This is a genomic window from Longivirga aurantiaca, from assembly GCF_042660085.1.
Taxonomy (GTDB): Bacteria; Actinomycetota; Actinomycetes; order S36-B12; family CAIYMF01; genus Longivirga; species Longivirga aurantiaca.
Genome location: NZ_JBHSTI010000008.1, coordinates 1,790,028 through 1,807,739, shown reverse-complemented (window position 1 = coordinate 1,807,739; position 17,712 = coordinate 1,790,028). Strand labels below are relative to the sequence as shown.

16 protein-coding genes are annotated in these 17,712 nt (G+C 72.2%); 12 read left to right on the top strand and 4 right to left on the bottom strand.

Translation table 11 applies throughout. From position 1 onward, the window contains the following. Nucleotides 1–47 precede the first annotated feature (47 nt). From ftsZ to ACFQGU_RS12535, 6 genes are all read left to right on the top strand, one after another. The gene (gene ftsZ, locus ACFQGU_RS12560; protein ID WP_386767157.1) at nucleotides 48–1,220 is read left to right on the top strand and encodes a cell division protein FtsZ; all 1,173 of its coding nucleotides are present in this window, start codon (nucleotides 48–50) and stop codon (nucleotides 1,218–1,220) included. Between the two features lie 49 nt (nucleotides 1,221–1,269). Beyond that, complete coding sequence (gene pgeF, locus ACFQGU_RS12555) at nucleotides 1,270–2,019, top strand: peptidoglycan editing factor PgeF (protein ID WP_386767155.1); 750 nt, start codon at nucleotides 1,270–1,272, stop codon at nucleotides 2,017–2,019. 2 nt (nucleotides 2,020–2,021) lie between these two features. After that, the gene (locus ACFQGU_RS12550; protein ID WP_386768277.1) at nucleotides 2,022–2,756 is read left to right on the top strand and encodes a YggS family pyridoxal phosphate-dependent enzyme; all 735 of its coding nucleotides are present in this window, start codon (nucleotides 2,022–2,024) and stop codon (nucleotides 2,754–2,756) included. Nucleotides 2,757–2,850: 94 nt separating this feature from the next. Further along, nucleotides 2,851–3,390 carry a cell division protein SepF gene (locus tag ACFQGU_RS12545; RefSeq protein WP_386767153.1) on the top strand — a complete coding sequence of 180 codons (540 nt, stop codon included), beginning with the start codon at nucleotides 2,851–2,853 and terminating at the stop codon, nucleotides 3,388–3,390. Nucleotides 3,391–3,422: 32 nt separating this feature from the next. After that, complete coding sequence (locus tag ACFQGU_RS12540) at nucleotides 3,423–3,725, top strand: YggT family protein (protein WP_386767151.1); 303 nt, start codon at nucleotides 3,423–3,425, stop codon at nucleotides 3,723–3,725. A gap of 133 nt (nucleotides 3,726–3,858) precedes the next feature. Further along, on the top strand, nucleotides 3,859–4,569 hold the full coding sequence (locus ACFQGU_RS12535) for a DivIVA domain-containing protein (RefSeq protein ID WP_386767149.1): 711 nt from the start codon (nucleotides 3,859–3,861) through the stop codon (nucleotides 4,567–4,569). A 60-nt stretch (nucleotides 4,570–4,629) separates the two neighbouring features. Here ACFQGU_RS12535 and ileS read toward each other — a convergent pair whose 3' ends face one another. Then, nucleotides 4,630–7,767, bottom strand: coding sequence for an isoleucine--tRNA ligase (gene ileS, locus ACFQGU_RS12530; protein ID WP_386767147.1), 3,138 nt, complete (start codon nucleotides 7,765–7,767; stop codon nucleotides 4,630–4,632). Between the two features lie 346 nt (nucleotides 7,768–8,113). Here ileS and ACFQGU_RS12525 point away from each other — a divergent pair, with 346 nt between their 5' ends. The 4 genes from ACFQGU_RS12525 to ACFQGU_RS12510 all read left to right on the top strand — a co-directional run bounded on the left by ACFQGU_RS12525 (nucleotide 8,114) and on the right by ACFQGU_RS12510 (nucleotide 11,068). Then, nucleotides 8,114–8,416, top strand: coding sequence for a DUF167 domain-containing protein (locus ACFQGU_RS12525; RefSeq protein ID WP_386767145.1), 303 nt, complete (start codon nucleotides 8,114–8,116; stop codon nucleotides 8,414–8,416). Between the two features lie 186 nt (nucleotides 8,417–8,602). Further along, nucleotides 8,603–9,532: a TraR/DksA family transcriptional regulator gene (locus ACFQGU_RS12520; RefSeq protein WP_386767143.1), complete on the top strand. Its 930-nt coding sequence runs from the start codon at nucleotides 8,603–8,605 to the stop codon at nucleotides 9,530–9,532. A 48-nt stretch (nucleotides 9,533–9,580) separates the two neighbouring features. Further along, nucleotides 9,581–10,135 carry a signal peptidase II gene (gene lspA / locus ACFQGU_RS12515; protein WP_386767141.1) on the top strand — a complete coding sequence of 185 codons (555 nt, stop codon included), beginning with the start codon at nucleotides 9,581–9,583 and terminating at the stop codon, nucleotides 10,133–10,135. A 6-nt stretch (nucleotides 10,136–10,141) separates the two neighbouring features. After that, nucleotides 10,142–11,068: an RluA family pseudouridine synthase gene (locus ACFQGU_RS12510; RefSeq protein ID WP_386767139.1), complete on the top strand. Its 927-nt coding sequence runs from the start codon at nucleotides 10,142–10,144 to the stop codon at nucleotides 11,066–11,068. Between the two features lie 15 nt (nucleotides 11,069–11,083). Here ACFQGU_RS12510 and ACFQGU_RS12505 read toward each other — a convergent pair whose 3' ends face one another. Genes ACFQGU_RS12505 through ACFQGU_RS12495 form a run of 3 tightly spaced genes read right to left on the bottom strand, consistent with a single transcriptional unit; the run spans nucleotide 11,084 to nucleotide 12,945 of the window. Further along, the gene (locus ACFQGU_RS12505) at nucleotides 11,084–11,512 is read right to left on the bottom strand and encodes a nitroreductase family deazaflavin-dependent oxidoreductase (protein WP_386767137.1); all 429 of its coding nucleotides are present in this window, start codon (nucleotides 11,510–11,512) and stop codon (nucleotides 11,084–11,086) included. 60 nt (nucleotides 11,513–11,572) lie between these two features. Beyond that, complete coding sequence (locus ACFQGU_RS12500) at nucleotides 11,573–12,196, bottom strand: GNAT family N-acetyltransferase (protein ID WP_386767135.1); 624 nt, start codon at nucleotides 12,194–12,196, stop codon at nucleotides 11,573–11,575. Continuing rightward, nucleotides 12,193–12,945 carry a M20/M25/M40 family metallo-hydrolase gene (locus ACFQGU_RS12495; RefSeq protein WP_386767133.1) on the bottom strand — a complete coding sequence of 251 codons (753 nt, stop codon included), beginning with the start codon at nucleotides 12,943–12,945 and terminating at the stop codon, nucleotides 12,193–12,195. Before ACFQGU_RS12495 ends, ACFQGU_RS12500 begins: the two co-directional genes overlap by 4 nt. An 84-nt stretch (nucleotides 12,946–13,029) precedes the next feature. Here ACFQGU_RS12495 and ACFQGU_RS12490 point away from each other — a divergent pair, with 84 nt between their 5' ends. Together ACFQGU_RS12490 and dnaE are read left to right on the top strand one after the other, a co-directional pair. Further along, on the top strand, nucleotides 13,030–13,905 hold the full coding sequence (locus ACFQGU_RS12490) for an aldo/keto reductase (RefSeq protein ID WP_386767131.1): 876 nt from the start codon (nucleotides 13,030–13,032) through the stop codon (nucleotides 13,903–13,905). A 211-nt stretch (nucleotides 13,906–14,116) separates the two neighbouring features. Next, a complete protein-coding gene (gene dnaE, locus ACFQGU_RS12485; protein ID WP_386767129.1) occupies nucleotides 14,117–17,665 on the top strand; it encodes a DNA polymerase III subunit alpha in 3,549 nt (1,182 codons plus the stop codon). Nucleotides 17,666–17,712: the final 47 nt, after the last annotated feature.

Genomic DNA, 17,712 nt, shown 5'->3' with positions numbered 1-17,712 from the left:
GGTGAGAGTTCGGGCGTCCGGACGACGACGAGTGGAAGGCACGTGCCGTGGCGGCTCCCCAGAACTACCTCGCGGTCATCAAGGTCGTCGGGATCGGCGGAGGCGGCGTCAACGCCGTCAACCGGATGATCGAGGTGGGCCTCAAGGGCGTGGAGTTCATCGCCGTCAACACCGACGCCCAGGCGCTGCTCATGAGCGACGCCGACGTCAAGCTCGACATCGGCCGCGAGCTGACCCGCGGGCTCGGCGCCGGCGCCGACCCCGAGGTCGGCCGCCAGGCCGCGATGGACCACGCCGAGGACATCGAAGAGGTGCTCAAGGGCGCCGACATGGTCTTCGTGACGGCCGGCGAGGGCGGCGGCACCGGCACCGGCGGCGCCCCCGTCGTGGCCAGCATCGCCCGCAAGCTCGGCGCGCTCACCATCGGCGTCGTCACCCGTCCGTTCGGCTTCGAGGGCAAGCGCCGCGGGGTCCAGGCCGACACCGGCGTCGACTCGCTGCGCGCCGAGGTCGACACCCTCATCGTCATCCCGAACGACCGCCTGCTCTCGCTGTCGGACCGCAGCATCTCGATGCTCGACGCGTTCCGTCAGGCCGACCAGGTGCTCCTGCAGGGCGTCAGCGGCATCACCGACCTCATCACCACGCCCGGCCTGATCAACCTCGACTTCGCCGACGTGAAGAGCATCATGGCGGGCGCGGGCAGCGCCCTCATGGGCATCGGCTCGGCCCGCGGTGACGACCGCGCCGTCTCCGCCGCGGAGTCGGCGATCTCCAGCCCGCTCCTCGAGGCGAGCATCGACGGCGCCCACGGCGTCCTGCTCTCGATCTCCGGCGGCTCCGACCTCGGCCTGTTCGAGATCAACGAGGCCGCGCGCCTCGTCGCGGACGCGGCCCACCCCGAGGCCAACATCATCTTCGGCGCCGTCATCGACGACACCCTCGGCGACGAGGTGCGCGTCACGGTCATCGCGGCCGGCTTCGACGGCGGTCTTCCCCCAGCGCGTCGCACCGGGACCAAGGCTGTGACCAAGGGTGACTTCGACGAGACGCCGCTCGCCGTCGACACCGCGCGCGCCACCGCGGAGCCCGGCCAGGCGCCGGTCCTCCCGGTCAGCCAGGTGCCCGTCGAGGAGGAGCCGAAGAAGGAGCCGCGCCGGATCGTCTTCGACGACGCCGGCGACGACGACGACCTCGACGTCCCCGACTTCCTGAAGTAGTCACGACCCCGGGTGGCACGCGCCCCCGCCCCGATGGTGGGGTGGGGGTGTGACGCTCGCGCAGGGACACCTCGGCCCGCGGATCCGCTGGGCCTTCTCCGACCGGCTCGCGGTCGACGGCGTGCCGTCGAGCGCGCCGCCGTACGACGCCTTCAACGTCGCCGACCACGTCGGTGACGACCCCGACCGTGTGCGCGCCCACCGGGACGCCCTCGCCGCCGCGGTCGGCGTCGAGGGCCACCGCCTCGTGTCGATGGCGCCGGTGCACGGCAACGACGTCGGCGAGGTCGGTGCTCCCCAGCCCGAGCCCGTGCCCGAGGTCGATGCCCTCGTCACGCGCGTGCCCGGGATCGCGCTGCTCACCGTCGCGGCCGACTGCGTGCCCGTGCTGCTCGGCGACAGCGACGCGGGCGTGGTCGCCGTCGTGCACGCGGGCTGGCGCGGCATCGCGTCCGACGTCGTCGGCAGCACGCTCACCTCGATGGTCGACCTCGGCGCCGACCCCGCCCGCATCCGCGCCGTGGTCGGACCGGCTGTGTGCGGCCTCTGCTACGACGTCCCGCGCGAGAGGTACGACCAGGTCGTCGCGATCGCGCCGTCCGCCGCCTCGGTCGCGCGCGACGGCGCGTACGGGCTCGACCTGCGCGCGGCCGCCGTCGACAGGCTGCGCGGGGCCGGTGCCCACGTGACGCTCCACGGCGGGTGCACCCAGGAGTCCGACGCGCTCTACTCCTTCCGCCGCGACAGGCTCACGGGCCGGCACGGCGGCGTGGTCAGCCTCGAGCCGGAGCAGTCGTGACGCTGACGCCCGCGCAGCGGTCGGCCGAGCTCGCCGCCAACCTGGCGGAGGTGCATGCGCGGATCGGCCTGGCCGCGGCAGCCGCAGGTCGCGCGCCGGACGACGTGACCCTCGTCGCCGTCACCAAGACCTGGCCGGCGTCCGACGTCCGTCTGCTCGCGGCGCTCGGTGTCACCGACGTCGCGGAGAACCGCGACCAGGAGGCGAGGCCCAAGCACGAGGAGTGCGCCGACCTCGGGGTCCGCTGGCACTTCGTCGGGCAGCTGCAGCGCAACAAGGCCCGCTCGGTGGCGGCGTACGCCGACGTCGTGGAGTCGGTAGACCGGCCCGAGCTCGTCACCGCCCTCGACAGGGCCGCGGGGGAGCACGGCCGGGTGCTCGAGGTGCTCGTGCAGGTGGGGCTCGCCGACGTCCCCGACGGCTCGCCGCCCGCGCACCGGGGCGGTGCCGACCCGCGCGAGGTCCTCGCCCTCGCCGACGTGGTGGCGGGCTGCTCGTCGCTGCGCCTCGGCGGCGTCATGGCGGTCGCACCGCTCGGCCCGGACGGCAGCCCGGTCGACCCCCGGCCGGCCTTCGCCCGCCTGGCCGCGCTGGCCGCCGAGGTGCGCGCGGCGCATCCGTCCGCCACCGTGGTGTCCGCGGGGATGTCCGGCGACCTCGAGGAGGCCGTCGCCGCAGGCGCGACACACGTGCGGGTGGGGACGGCGGTGCTCGGAGGACGCGCCGGGCTCAGGTAGCGTTCCCGTACGGGTGTGCGGTGATCTGCCGCCTCCCGAGGACCACACGAGCACGACGAACCGGCACCACCGCCGGGACGGCAGAGGAGCAGGCATGGGCGCGATGCGCAAGATGGCGGTCTACCTCGGCCTGGTCGAGGACGAGGCCCTCGAGTATGCAGCCGACGACGACTACGCCGACGCACGCCCGGCGCGCGACACCCAGCAGTACTCCTCCGTCCGCGAGGTGCGGCCCGAGCCGCGGGCAGCCACACGCACGGTCGAGCCGGCCGTCCGCACGTCGCGGCCGGTCGAGACCCCGGCGGCGTCCGCGCCGCGCGCCTCGGAGTCCAGCGTCGACGCCTTCGGCGTGAGCGACTTCTACCGGATCACCACGCTGCACCCGCGCACCTACAACGACGCCCGCCGCATCGGCGAGGAGTTCCGCGAGGGCGTGCCGGTCATCATGAACCTCACCGAGATGGACGACACCGACGCCAAGCGCATCGTCGACTTCGCGGCGGGTCTCGTCTTCGGCTGCCGCGGCACCATCGAGCGCGTCACCAACAAGGTGTTCCTGCTCTCGCCCGCCAACGTCGACGTCGCGGCCGAGGCCAAGCGCCTCGCCCAGGACGGCTTCTTCAACCAGAGCTGAGCACCGCTCCGCTCCCGACCGACAGGACCAGCGTGACCATCGGCACCACCATCGTCGGGAGCACGCTCTTCTTCGTGCTGCAGGCGTACCTCATCGTGCTGATCGCCCGCATCGTCGTCGACTACGTGTTCATCTTCGCCCGCGACTGGCGCCCCTCGGGGCCGGTCCTGGTGCTCGTCGAGCTCATCTACACGGTCACCGATCCGCCGATCAAGCTGCTCCAGCGCGTCATCCCGTCGATCCGTGTGGGCATGTTCGACTTCCAGCTGACCGTCGTCTTTCTCATCCTGTTCATCCTGATCCGCATCCTGTCGGGCATCGTGCTCATGTTCTGACGCCGGACCTTCGGCGTGACGCGCGCGCAGCGATGCGAATCAGCGGCTGTTCCCGTTCTAGACTCCGACCCGAAGCGCCCGACCCCAGGCCAGACCCGTAGCCCGACCCGCTCCTGACACCGAGGTGACCCCCATGGCTCTCACTCCCGAGGACGTGCGCAACAAGCAGTTCTCGACTGCCAAGCGCAAGGGCTACGAGATGGATGAGGTCGACTCGTTCCTCGACCAGGTCGAGGTCGAGATCGGCTCGCTGGCCCGCGAGAACGCCGAGCTCAAGGGCCGCGTCAGCGCCGCCGAGCAGGCGGCAGCGGCTGCCCCGGCCGCGCCCGCCCCGGCCGCTCCTGCGCCGGACCACAACGCCGAGGCCGTCGCGATGCTCGCCCTCGCCCAGAAGACCGCGAGCGAGCACACCGCCAAGGCCAAGGCCGAGGCAGACGCGCTGCTCGCGGACGCGCGGGCCAAGGCCGCCGCGCTCGAGCAGTCCGCCGCCGCCGAGCGGCAGAACCTCGAGCGCCGCGTCGAGGAGCTGCGCGCCTTCGAGCGCGAGTACCGCACCCGCCTGCGCCAGCACCACGAGGCGGCGCTCAAGGATCTCGACCACCGCGGCACCGACGGCAGCCCCGCCGCTCCGGCTGCGCCCGCGGCGCCCGCTGCCGGCGGCGTGCCGACCGCGCCCCCGGCCCAGGCCGCCCCGCCGGCACCTCCGACCGCACCCCCGGCACCGCCCACCCCGGGCCTCGCCCCCCAAGGCCCTCCGGTGACCCAGGGCGCTCCGGCGACGCAGCCCCCGCCGGCCTCTCCGTTCGCCGTGCCCGGCGAGAGCACGCCGCCGCACCAGGGCTGAGCACCGACGTACGACGAGGCCCCGACCGCAGCACGCGGTCGGGGCCTCCTCGTACGTCGACTAGACGGTGCGGACCCAGAAGCGCAGGCCGAGCTCGAGGTCCTCGCCGGCGAACAGGCCCGCGGCCTCGGCGGGCTCGCCCTCGGTGAAGCACGTCGCGAGCACCTCGTCGGCCACGGTGCTGCCGTGCTCGCGCAACGCCTCGCCGAGCTCGTCGTCGGTCGCGACCCACCAGAGGTCGATGCGGTCGCTCACGGCGAAGCCGGACGACTTGCGTGCGTCCTGGACGAGCCGCACCGACTCGCGGGCGAGCCCGGCACGGCGCAGCTCGGGCGTGAGCTCGAGGTCGAGCGCCACCGTCTCTCCGCCGTCCGAGGCCACGGCCCAGCCCTGCACCGGCGTCTCGGTGATCACGACGTCCTCCTCGGTGAGGGAGACGTCCTCGCCGTCGACGACGACGCCCGCGCTGCCGCTCGAGCGCAGCGAGGCCACGAGCGCCGCGGCGTCGGCCGCCGCGATCGCCTCCGCCACCGGAGGAGTGCCCTTGCCGAACCGCTTGCCGAGCGCGCGGAAGTTGGCCTTCACGCTCACGTCGACCAGGTGGCCGGCCATCTCGCCGAGCGGCAGCAGGTCGCCGCAGTTGAGCTCCTCGGACACCTCCGCGCGCAGTGCGGGGGAGAGCCTGTCCCACCCGGGCGACGCGACGAGCGCACGGCCGAGCGGCTGACGCGTGCGGACGCCGGACGTCGCACGTGCGGCCCGGCCGAGCTCGACCAGACGCCGCACGGTCGCCATCTGCACCGCGAGGTCGTCGTCGACGAGCGCGCCGTCGACGGCCGGCCACGCGGACAGGTGCACGGAGTCGGGCAGCTCGTCGCTGGTCGAGGCGAACAGGTCCTGCCAGACCCGCTCGGTGATGAACGGCGTGAACGGCGCCATCAGCAGCGTCACGACGTACAGGCACTCGTGCAGCGTGGCGAGGGCCGACGGGTCGCCCGCCCAGAAGCGACGGCGCGAGCGGCGGACGTACCAGTTCGACAGGTCGTCGACGTACGCCGACAGCAGGCGTCCGGCCTTCTGGGTGTCGTACGACTCGAGCGCGGCGTCGACGTCGCGCGCGAGCCGGTGCGCCTCCGACAGCGCCCACCGGTCGAGCGCGGGGCGCTCGGCAGCCGGGGGAGCCGCCGTGGTGGTCGGCTCGAAGCCCGACTCGCGTGCGTACAGCGCCTGGAACGACACGGTGTTCCAGTAGGTCAGCAGCGTCTTGCGCACGACCTCCTGGATCGTGCCGTGGCCGACACGTCGTGCCTGCCACGGGGATCCGCCGGCGAGCATGAACCAGCGCACGGCGTCGGCGCCGTGCTCGTCCATCAGCGGGATGGGCTCGAGGACGTTGCCGAGGTGCTTGCTCATCTTCCGGCCCTCCTCGTCGAGGATGTGGCCGAGGCAGAGCACCGTCTTGTACGACGACCTGTCGAAGACCAGCGTGCCCACCGCCATGAGCGTGTAGAACCACCCGCGCGTCTGGTCGATCGCCTCGCAGATGAAGTCGGCCGGGTAGCGATCGGCGAACTCCTGCTGCCCGGTGTGCGGGTAGCCGAACTGCGCGAACGGCATGGCTCCGCTGTCGTACCAGGCGTCGATCACCTCGGGCACGCGCGTCATCGTGCCGTCGCAGTCGCTGCACGGGAACGTGACGTCGTCGACGAACGGGCGGTGCGGGTCGAGGCTCGAGAGCTCTTGCCCGGCACGGGATCCGAGGTCTGCCAACGACTCGACGCACGTCAGGTGGCCGGCGTCGCAGCGCCAGATCGGCAGCGGTGTGCCCCAGTAGCGGCTGCGCGAGAGGGCCCAGTCGATGTTGTTGTGGAGCCAGTCGCCGTACCGCCCCCACTGGATCGTCCTGGGGTGCCAGTCGGTGCCCTCGTTCTCGCGCAGCAGGGCGTCCTTCACCGCGGTGGTGCGGATGTACCAGGAGGGCTGCGCGTAGTAGACGAGCGGCGTGTGGCAGCGCCAGCAGTGCGGGTAGGCGTGCTCGTAGGGCACGTGCTTGAACAGCAGCCCCCGTGCCTGCAGGTCGTCGACCAGCGGCGCGTCGGCCTTCTTGAAGAACATGCCGCCGACGAGGGGGATGCCCTCCTCGAAGGTGCCGTCGGGCCGCACGGGATTGACGACCGGGAGGCCGTTGGCCCGACCGACGAGGAGGTCGTCGGCACCGAACGCCGGCGCGAGGTGCACGAGGCCGGATCCGTCCTCGGTGGTCACGTAGTCGGCGGTGACGACGTAGTGCGCGTCCGGGATGTCGACGAGGTCGAACGGCCGCGAGTACGTCGTGCCCGCGAGCTCGGTGCCGGTCCAGCGGGCGACGACCTCGGCGCCGTCGCCGAGCTGGGCGAGCAGCGGCTCCGCGACGACGAGCGTCTCGCCGTCCGCCGTGCGCGCAGCGACGTAGTCGACGGTGGGGTGGACCGCGACGGCCGTGTTGGACACGAGGGTCCACGGCGTCGTCGTCCAGATCAGCAGCGCGGCACCCTCGACCGCCTCGGCGACCGGGCCGCCCGTGACGGGGAACCGCACGTAGACCGACGGGTCGACGACCGTCTCGTAGCCCTGGGCAAGCTCGTGGTCGGACAGCCCCGTGCCGCAGCGGGGGCAGTACGGCGAGACCCGGTGGTCCTGCACGAGCAGGCCCTTGTCGAAGATCTGCTTGAGCGACCACCAGACCGACTCGACGTACTGCGGGTCCATGGTCCAGTAGGCGTCGCCCATGTCGACCCAGTAGCCCATGCGCTCGGTGAGGTCGGCGAAGGCGCCGACGTGGCGCAGCACCGACTCGCGGCACGTCGCGTTGAACTCCGCGATGCCGAACGCCTCGATGTCCTTCTTGCCCGAGAAGCCGAGCTCCTTCTCCACCGCGAGCTCGACGGGGAGGCCGTGGCAGTCCCAGCCGGCCTTGCGGGGGACGTGGTAGCCCTTCATCGTCCGGTACCGCGGGAAGACGTCCTTGAAGACGCGCGCCTCGACGTGGTGGGTGCCGGGCATGCCGTTGGCGGTCGGGGGGCCCTCGTTGAACACCCAGAGCGGGCGGCCCTCGCTCTGGGCGAGGGAGCGGTCGAAGACGTCGTGGTCGCGCCAGAAGGCGAGCACCTCGTGGTCGACCGCGGCGAGGTCGACCTGCGGCGGCACAGGGCGGTACATGGCGTCCTCCGTCGTACGTCTGCCCGGACGGGCTGTCTCGACGGAGGGACGAGGCTCCCGGCTCGTTGCGCCGGCGGCCCCGCGGTACCACCCTCCTTGGCGCCGCTCGTCCTCGTGGGACGTGCAGCGCCCGCTCGCGTCGCTCCAGGCGGCCGGTTCTACCCCGCAGGGCGTGCCTGCGGATCCTCCGGCAGCTCAGGGGTGATCTTCACCCCGCGCACACCCCCGGGCTCGCACCGTCCCCGGGTCGCTCGTGGCTGCGTGCGGGACTACTCGTCCCCGTCGTCGCCGTGCCTGGACCTCGAGGTGAAGGGTAACGGGCGCGGGAGGTGCCAGGCTTGCAGGTATGGATCCCGAGCGCGTCACCCTGGCCGTCCGGGTGCGGCCCGGGGCCTCGCGCACCCGGGTCGGCGGCAGGTACGGCGACGGCCCGGACGCACCGCTCGTGGTGGCGGTGAGCGCCCGCGCGGTCGACGGCGCGGCCACCGACGCGGTCCTGCGGGCGGTCGCGGCGGCCCTCGGCGTACGCCCCCACCAGGTGTCCCTGCTGCGCGGAGCGACAAGTCGGGACAAACTGCTCGAAATCCGGCAACCTCCGGCCGATCTGACCGCCCGGATCGCCGTGCTCGGTGCGGGAACGGCCCGCTGACCTGCGACGTTGGTCACCGTGCGGGTCCGAACGGCGCGCCGTCTTGATCATGAACCGGCTCGCACCTACCCTCACGTGACTTGTCCGGACCGGCTGGGCGAGTGCACCGGCGACGAGCGCTCCACCAGGCTGGTCGGACGGTGACCCGGCGGGCGGGGGTCCGCTCCGGAACCGAAGGAGGCGGCCATGGCCGCGCCCGCGAAGAAGGCCGCACCCACCAAGGCTGCGCCCGCCAAGAAGGCTGCGCCCGCCAAGAAGGCCGCGCCGGCCAAGAAGGCTGCGCCCGCCAAGAAGGCCGCGCCGGCCAAGAAGGCCGCGCCCGCCAAGGCCGCATCGGCCAAGAAGGCAGCGCCCGCGAAGGCCGCTGCACCCGCGAAGAAGGCCGCGCCCGTCAAGGCTGCGCCCGCGAAGAAGGCTGCGCCCGCGAAGGCTGCGCCCGCGAAGAAGGCTGCACCCGCGAAGGCCGCGCCCGCGAAGAAGGCTGCACCCGCGAAGGCCGCGCCCGCGAAGAAGGCTGCACCGGCCACGAAGGCTGCGCCGGCCACGAAGGCCGCACCGGTCAAGGCCGCTCCGCCCGCGAAGGCCGCTGCCGCGACGCCGGTCGCGGCCGCCCCTGCCAAGGCACCCAAGGCCGCCAAGGCCGCCAAGGCGGCGCCCGCACCCAAGCCCCCCTCGCCCAAGCTGGCGCCGCGGGTGCCCCAGCGGCCCACCAAGCCGGCCGCCCCCAAGCTCGCCGTCCGCGAGGACGAGTCGCCGTGGACCAAGTCCGAGCTGTCCGAGGTGCGCGCCGAGCTCGAGCAGGAGATCGTCCGGCTCAACCACCAGATCAGCGACGCCGAGGAGGGCATCGCCGACCTGCTGCGCGACTCCGGCGACGGAGCCGGCGACGACCAGGCCGACGCCGGCACCAAGACCTTCGAGCGCGAGCACGAGATGTCGCTGGCCAACAACGCCCGCGAGCTGCTGCTGCAGAACGAGCGCGCGCTGGCGCGTCTCGCCGATGGCACGTACGGCGTCTGCGAGCGGTGCGGCAGGCCGATCGGCAAGCTGCGCCTGCAGGCCTTCCCGCGGGCGACGCTCTGCGTGTCGTGCAAGCAGCTCGAGGAGCGCCGCTAGCTCGTCCGGTTCGTCGGGATCGGTGGGCTCCGCATAGGCTCGCGTCCCGTGGAGGACGATCAGCAGCCAGCACCCGCCGAGGCGGAGGCCGTCGACGTCCCCGCGCGAACTCCGTCCCCGCGCCAGGGCCACCTCGTCCGGCTCACCTTCAGCATCGCCGTGTCCGTGGTGGTGCTCGACCAGGTGACCAAGCTGCTGGCGATCCGCTACCTCGAGGGTCAGGACCCGATCGAGCTGCTCGGCGGGCTCGTCACGCTGACGTTCCTGCGCAACCCCGGCGCGGCGTTCAGCTTCGGCACCGGCTACACCTTCGTCTTCACGGCCATCGCCACGGCCGTCGCGGTGTTCATCATCCGCAAGTCGCGCCAGATCGGCAGCATCGGCTGGGCGGTCGCGCTCGGCGGCCTGCTCGGCGGTGCGGTGGGCAACCTGATCGACCGCGTGTTCCGCGAGCCCGGGCTGTTCCAGGGGCACGTCGTCGACTGGATCACGTTCCCGAACTTCGCCGTGTTCAACCTCGCCGACGCCTCGATCGTCTGCTCGAGCGCGCTCATGGTGCTGCTGGCGCTGCGCGGCGTCGAGCTCGACGGCTCGCGGGCGTGAGGACGCATGGCTGAGGTCCGCACGCTCCCCGTCCCCGACGGCCTCGAGGGAGAGAGGGTCGATGCCGCGCTCGCGCGGCTGTTCGGCTTCTCGCGCACGAAGGCCGCCGACCTCGCGGCCGACGGCCAGGTGACGCTCGACGGCGACGTCGTGGGCAAGTCCGCGCGCGTGTCGGCCGGGCAGTGGCTCGAGGTCGTCATGCCCGGCGAGCCGGTCGCGGTGCAGATCGTGCCCGAGGTCGTCGCGGGGCTGCGGGTCGTGCTCGACGACGACGACGTCGTGGTGGTCGACAAGCCCGTGGGCGTCGCAGCGCATCCGTCCCCGGGCTGGACCGGCCCCACCGTCGTCGGCGGCCTCGCCGGCGCGGGCTACCGCGTCTCCACCTCGGGCGCCGCAGAGCGCCAGGGCGTCGTGCACCGGCTCGACGTCGGCACCTCGGGGCTCATGGTCGTGGCCAAGAGCGAGCGCGCGTACACCTCGCTCAAGCGCCAGTTCAAGGAGCGCACGGTCGAGAAGATCTATCACGCGATGGTGCAGGGCGTGATGGATCCTCTCCGCGGCACGATCGACGCGCCGATCGACCGCCACCCGCAGCACGAGTGGCGCTGGGCGGTCGTGGCCGAGGGGAAGCCGAGCGTCACGCACTACGACACGCTCGAGGCGTTCCGGCACGCGTCGCTGCTCGAGATCCACCTCGAGACCGGTCGCACCCACCAGATCCGCGTGCACACCTCGGCGATGCGCCACCCCTGCGTCGGCGACCTGACGTACGGCGCCGACCCGGTGCTCTCCAAGCGGCTCGGGCTCGGCCGCCAGTGGCTGCACGCCACGCGGCTCGGTTTCGAGCATCCAGGAACGGGCGCGTGGGTCGAGCTCTCCTCGACCTACCCTGCCGACCTGCAGACCGCGCTCGACATCATCAGCCAGGGCTGACCCGGTCCGTCGCCGTCAGGCGCGGGTGAGGGCGAGCACCGGGATCGTACGGAGGCCGGCGGTCTTCACCTCGTACTCCGCGAAGCCCGGGTAGCGCTCGGCCTGGGTCGCGTAGACGCGGTCACGGTCGTCGTCCTGCAGCTCGGTCACCGTCGCCTCGTACGTCTCGGTGCCGACCTCGACCGTGAGGCGACCGGCGGTCGTGAGGTTCCAGTACCAGTCCGGGTGCGTGGGCATCCCGGCCTTGGAGGCGAACACATAGATCGTCGCCGGGTCGCTCTCGTCGGCGAGGTACATCACGGGGTGGATGGTCTCCTTGCCGGACTTGCGCCCGACGCCGTGCATGAGGACGACGGGGGCGCCCTCGAACTGGCCCCCGACCTTGCCGCTGTTGGCGCGGAACTCCGCGATGATCCGCTGGTTCCAGTCGTGGAAGTCGCTCATGTGCTGCCCCTGGGTTCGTCGTCGTCGATGGTTGAAGGCTCAACGACGATGCCCCGCCCCCTATTCCCGCCCGGGCGGCATCTGTACGCCGAGGTACGCGACCCCTGGGGTCGCCGGCAGGTCCGCGAACCCCAGGTGCCGGTAGAAGCCGAGCGCGGCCTCGTTGTGCGGGTCGACGCCGACATGGATGCCGGAGCAGCCGTCCCGGGCCAGCGACCCGCGCACGCGACCGACCAGCCGCCGACCCAGCCCGTACCCCTGCGCCGACGGCAGGAGGTCGACGTGCAGGTGCCCCGGCCAGCGCTCGACCACTGCGGCAGGCGCCGTCGGCGGCGCGTGGACGAGCGCGACGAGGTCCTCGTCGGCCGCGGTGCGTCCCGTGACGGGGCCGAGCGGGTACCGGAGGCGCAGCTGGGGCCAGTAGAGGCGCTCGGCGCGGTCCTCGAACACGCGGGTGTCCGGCGTTCCGAGCACGTAGCCGACGACCGTGCCGTCCACAGTCGCGACGAAGGCGTGCGCGGGCTCGAGGTCGAGGTAGGGCACGGCCCACACCCGGCCGAGCAGCTCGGGGTCCGAGTGCAGCGACGAGGCGTCGCGTCCGGCGTCGCCCGTCTGCAGGCAGATCGTCAGCAGGTCCGCGACGTCGTCGGCCCGGGCCGGGCGGACCCTGACATCAGGGGTCACGGTGCCAGCCACTCCTGCGCGGCCGCGACCAGGGCGTCGCGGCCGATCGCGAGGGTCGGGACGGGTGCCGGCGCATACATCGGCGAGTGGTTGGACGGCACCGAGCGCAGCTGGGCCATGGACTCCTCCGAGAGCGGGGGAGCGGTGGACAGCGCGGGGTCGGCGCCGCCGAGCAGCCAGTAGACGCACGGCGCACCGGCGGCCGTGGCGAACATGCCCACGTCCTCGCTGCCCGTGACCACCCCGGGGTCGACCACCATCGCCACCGATGCCAGGACCGCTGACGTGCGCGCGACCGCGTCGGGGTCGTTGACCACCGCGGGGGCCGACATCACGGGGATGATCTCGGGCTCGCTAGGCGCGCCGGCCGCGGCCGCCTCGCCCCGCACGATGCGCTCGAGGGCGGCGAGCAGGCACGTGACGTGGACGTCGTGCCCGCACGCGTGCATGACCGGCACCTCGGTGCCGTCCTCGCCGACCGCGCGGACGCTGCTGGCGTAGGGCAGCCCGGTCTTCTCCTCCACGGGAAGGGCGTCCATGTCGGCACGCAGCATCACCGTGGGCCCGTCGCCGTTGCTGAGGACGCCGACGACGCCGGTGCGCCCGACGCCGGTGGTGACGTCGTACCCGAGGGCGCGGAGCCGGTCGGCCACGATCCCCGCGGTGCGCGTCTCCTGGAAGCGGAGCTCGGGGTTGCGGTGCAGGTCCTCGTACAGCGTGACGAACTCGTCTATCGGCGTCGCGGCCATGTCGTCCTCCCCCGACATCGTGGTGCACCTGTGCCCGCCACGCCGGGGGAATGCGCGGGCCGCAGAATCCGGTTGGATGCCGGTATGAGCCCCGAGCGCAGCGCCCAGCCCGTCCACGCCTCCGGCACGTTCGCGATCGGGGGCGACCTCCCGGTCCACCGGCTCGGGTACGGCGCGATGCAGATCCTGGGCGCCGGCCGCTGGGGCGAGCCGGACGACCACGCCGGCGCCGTCGCGGTGCTGCGCCGCGCGGTCGAGCTCGGTGTCGACTTCATCGACACCGCGGACTCGTACGGCCCGTTCGTGTCCGAGGACCTCATCCGCGAGGCCCTGCACCCGTACGGCCACGTGCGGATCGCGACCAAGGCCGGCTTCACCCGGCAGGGGCCGGACCAGTGGACCGTCGTCGGGCACCCGGCCTACCTCCGCCAGTGCGCGGAGATGTCGCTGCGCCGCCTCGGCGTCGAGACGATCGACCTCTACCAGCTCCACCGGATCGACCCGGACGTGCCGCTGGAGGACCAGCTCGGCGTCTTCGCAGCCCTCGTGGAGGAGGGGAAGGTCCGCCACGTGGGGCTGTCCGAGGTGACGGTCGAGGAGCTGCAGGCGGCGCAGGAGATCGTGCCCATCGCCACGGTGCAGAACCTCTACAACGTCGCCAACCGTCAGAGCGAGGCGCTGCTCTCGCACTGCGAGGCGCACGGCATCGGCTTCATCCCGTGGTTCCCCGTGGCGAGCGGCCAGATCGCGGCGCCCGACGGACCGCTCGGGGCGATCGCGGAGCGCACGGGCGCGAGCCCGGCTCAGCTGTCGCTGGCATGGCTCCTGCGCCGCAGCCCCGTGATGCTGCCGATCCCCGGGACCAAGTCGCTCGCGCACGTCGAGGACAACTGCCGCGCGGCCGAGCTCGTCCTGGACGACCCCACCTACGCCGAGCTGGACGCCCTCGGCGCCCCCTGACCCGAGCAAGATCACCGACACGCCGAGCCACCTGGGATCCGTCCGGGCGGCCCCGGAGCCGTCGGTGCCGCGGGTTAGGGTGAGAGCCCTCCGGGACGCCGCCTTCCCCCTGCCCTGCGCAGCACGGTCCCACCCGGAGGGCGATCCGCGGCCTGCCTCCAAGCAGGGGCCGAGGGGTCGCCGTCGTCGGTGAGAAGTGGAGGGCGCGCCCGTGTCGAGCGACTCGTTCGTGCACCTGCACGTGCACACCGAGTACTCCATGCTCGACGGCGCCGCCCGGCTCGGCGACCTGTTCACCGAGGCCGCGCGCCTCGAGATGCCCGCGCTCGCCATGAGCGACCACGGCAACCTCTACGGCGCCTACGACTTCTACAAGCGCGGCAAGGCCGCCGGCGTGAAGCCGATCATCGGCATCGAGGGCTACTACGCCCCGCAGGGCCGCTTCGAGCGGTCGCCGTTCGACTTCGGCGGCGGGTACGACGAGGGCACGGGCGAGGACGGCGAGTCCACGGGCAAGGGCCGCCAGGCGTACACCCACATGACCCTGTGGGCCGAGGACAACGAGGGCCTGCACAACCTCTTCCGGCTCTCGTCGCTGTCGAGCCTCGAGGGCTTCTACCGCAAGCCGCGCATGGACCGCGACCTGCTCCAGACGTACGGCAAGGGGATCATCGGCACCACCGGCTGCCCGTCGGGCGAGGTCAACCGCTGGCTGCAGGCGGGCAACTACGACCGCGCGCTGGCAGCGGCCGCCGACTACCGCGACATCCTCGGCAAGGACAACTACTTCTGCGAGCTCATGGACCACGGGCTCGGCATCGAGCGCAAGCACCGTGAAGACCTGCTGAGGATCGCGCGCAGCCTCGACATCCCGCTCGTGGCCACCAACGACCTGCACTACGTCTACCCCGGGGACGCCGAGAGCCACGACGTGCTGCTGTGCATCGGCACGCGCACCACCATGGACGACCCCAAGAGGTTCCGCTTCGACGCCCGCGACTTCTACCTCAAGACCTCCGGCGAGATGCGCGGCGTCTGGAGCGAGCTGCCCGAGGCGTGCGACAACACCCTGCTCATCGCCGAGCGCTGCAACGTCTCGTTCAACGAGGGCGCCAACCTCATGCCGCGCTTCCCGGTGCCCGAGGGCGAGTCCGAGGAGAGCTGGCTCGTCAAGGAGGTCGAGCGCGGCCTCGCCGTGCGCTTCCCGGACGGCGTCCCCGACACCCACCGCGCGCAGGCGGCGTACGAGGTCGGCGTCATCATCCAGATGGGCTTCCCCGGCTACTTCCTCGTCACCGCCGACCTCGTGCAGCACGCGAAGGACAACGGCATCCGCGTCGGCCCGGGCCGCGGCTCGGCGGCGGGCGCGCTCATCGCCTACGCGATGGGCATCACCGAGCTGGACCCCATCAAGCACGGCTTGCTGTTCGAGCGCTTCCTCAACCCCGAGCGCGTCTCGATGCCCGACATCGACATGGACTTCGACGAGCGCAAGCGCGGCGACATGATCCGCTACGCCACCGAGAAGTACGGCGAGGAGCGGGTCGCCCAGATCATCACGTACGGCTCGATCAAGGCCAAGGCCGCGATCAAGGACTCCGCGCGTGCGCTCGGCTACCCGTTCGTCGTCGGCGAGCGGATCACCAAGGCGATGCCGCCGGCGGTGATGGGCAAGGACGTCCCGCTCTCGGGCATCTTCGACCCCAAGCACCCGCGCTACAACGAGGCCGGCGAGTTCCGTGCGCTGTACGACGGCGACGCCGACGTCCGCAAGGTCGTCGACACCGCCAAGGGCCTCGAGGGCCTCAAGCGCCAGCCGGGCGTGCACGCAGCCGGCGTGATCCTCTGCTCCGAGCCGCTGCTCGACGTCATCCCGATCTGGCGGCGCGACCAGGACGGCGCGATCATCACGCAGTTCGACATGGGCGTGTGCGAGACCCTGGGCCTGCTCAAGATGGACTTCCTGGGCCTGCGCAACCTCACGGTGCTCGACGACTGCCTCATGCACATCGCCAACAACCGCGGCCAGACCGTCGTCCTCGAGACCCTGCCGCTCGAGGACGGCCCGACGTACGAGCTGCTCACCCGCGGCGACACCCTCGGCGTCTTCCAGCTCGACGGCGGCCCGATGCGCGCGCTCCTGCGCTCGATGGCCCCCGACAACTTCGAGGACATCTCCGCCGTGCTCGCGCTCTACCGCCCGGGCCCGATGGGCGCGAACGCGCACAACGACTACGCCGACCGCAAGAACGGCCGCAAGCCGGTCGAGCCGATCCACCCCGAGCTCGCCGAGCCGCTGGCCGAGATCCTGGGCGACACCTACGGGTTGATCGTCTACCAGGAGCAGGTCATGGCGATCGCCCAGAAGCTCGCCGGCTACTCGCTCGGCGCCGCAGACCTCCTGCGCCGCGCGATGGGCAAGAAGAAGAAGGAGATCCTCGACAAGGAGTACGTCCCCTTCAGCGAGGGCATGCGCGCCAACGGCTACTCCGACGCCGCCATCAAGACGCTGTGGGACATCCTCGTCCCGTTCTCCGACTACGCCTTCAACAAGGCGCACACCGCCGGCTACGGCCTCGTGTCGTTCTGGACGGCGTACCTCAAGGCCAACTACCCCTCGGAGTACATGGCCGCGCTGCTCACCTCGGTGAAGGACGACAAGGACAAGTCGGCCGTCTACCTCAACGAGTGCCGCCGCATGGGCATCAAGGTGCTGCCGCCGGACGTCAACGAGTCCGACTCCGACTTCACCCCGCGTGGCACCGACATCCGCTTCGGCCTCTCGGCCGTGCGCAACGTCGGCGGCAACGTGGTCGACGGCCTGATCGAGGCGCGGACGAGCCAGGGCCGGTTCGGCGGGTTCGACGACTTCCTCGAGAAGGTGCCGATCGGCGTCGTCAACAAGCGCGTCGTCGAGTCGCTCATCAAGTCCGGCGCGTTCGACAGCCTGGGCGAGAGCCGCAAGGGCCTGCTCGTGGTGCACGAGGCGCGGATCGACTCGATCGCCGACATCAAGCGCAACGAGGCGATCGGGCAGGACTCCCTCTTCGGCGGCTTCGGCGACGACGACTCCGCCGGCAGCACCGCGCTCTTCGCGCCGCCGCCGATCCCGACGGGGGAGTGGGACAAGGCCACGCTCCTCGGCTACGAGCGGGAGATGCTCGGCCTCTACGTGTCCGACCACCCCCTCAACGGCGTCGAGCACGTGCTCTCGGCCGCGAGCGACGCGCCCATCTCGGCGCTGCACACCGACGACGTGCACGACGGCCGGGTCCTGGTCGTCGGCGGCCTCGTCACGAGCGTGCAGCGCAAGGTCACCAAGCAGGGCAACGTCTGGGCGATCGCGACGCTGGAGGACCTCGAGGCCTCGATCGACGTCATGGTGTTCCCGCAGACCTACCAGCTCGTCGGGCCGCACGTCGTGCCCGACGCCGTCCTGCTCGTGAAGGGCCGCCTGGACAAGAGCGAGGAGGAGGCCCCCAAGTTCATCGCGATGGAGGTGAGCGTCCCCGACCTCTCGACCGGCGAGCAGGGCCCGGTCGTGGTCACGATCCCGGCGTCCCGGTGCATCCCGCCCGTGATCGACCGGTTCAAGGAGGTGCTGGCCGCCCACCCCGGGGTCACCGAGGTCCGGCTCGCCCTCGCCAACGGCCCGCGCACGACGGTGGTCCGTCTCGACGACCGCCTCCGCGTCACGCCGTCACCGGCGCTCTACGGCGACCTCAAGGCGCTGCTCGGCCCGAGCTGCCTGCAGCACTGAGGCCGGCGCGCGGGCCTAGGGTGGGGGATCCGCACGGCCAGAGGATC

Coding starts and splice junctions, on each gene's coding strand:
- ACFQGU_RS12545 (WP_386767153.1), top strand. CDS start 2,851: ATGGGCGCGATGCGCAAGATGGCGGTCTACCTCGGCCTGGTCGAGGAC.
- ACFQGU_RS12535 (WP_386767149.1), top strand. CDS start 3,859: ATGGCTCTCACTCCCGAGGACGTGCGCAACAAGCAGTTCTCGACTGCC.
- ileS (WP_386767147.1), bottom strand. CDS start 7,767: ATGTACCGCCCTGTGCCGCCGCAGGTCGACCTCGCCGCGGTCGACCAC.
- ACFQGU_RS12525 (WP_386767145.1), top strand. CDS start 8,114: ATGGATCCCGAGCGCGTCACCCTGGCCGTCCGGGTGCGGCCCGGGGCC.
- ACFQGU_RS12520 (WP_386767143.1), top strand. CDS start 8,603: ATGGCCGCGCCCGCGAAGAAGGCCGCACCCACCAAGGCTGCGCCCGCC.
- ACFQGU_RS12510 (WP_386767139.1), top strand. CDS start 10,142: ATGGCTGAGGTCCGCACGCTCCCCGTCCCCGACGGCCTCGAGGGAGAG.
- ACFQGU_RS12505 (WP_386767137.1), bottom strand. CDS start 11,512: ATGAGCGACTTCCACGACTGGAACCAGCGGATCATCGCGGAGTTCCGC.
- ACFQGU_RS12495 (WP_386767133.1), bottom strand. CDS start 12,945: ATGGCCGCGACGCCGATAGACGAGTTCGTCACGCTGTACGAGGACCTG.
- ACFQGU_RS12490 (WP_386767131.1), top strand. CDS start 13,030: ATGAGCCCCGAGCGCAGCGCCCAGCCCGTCCACGCCTCCGGCACGTTC.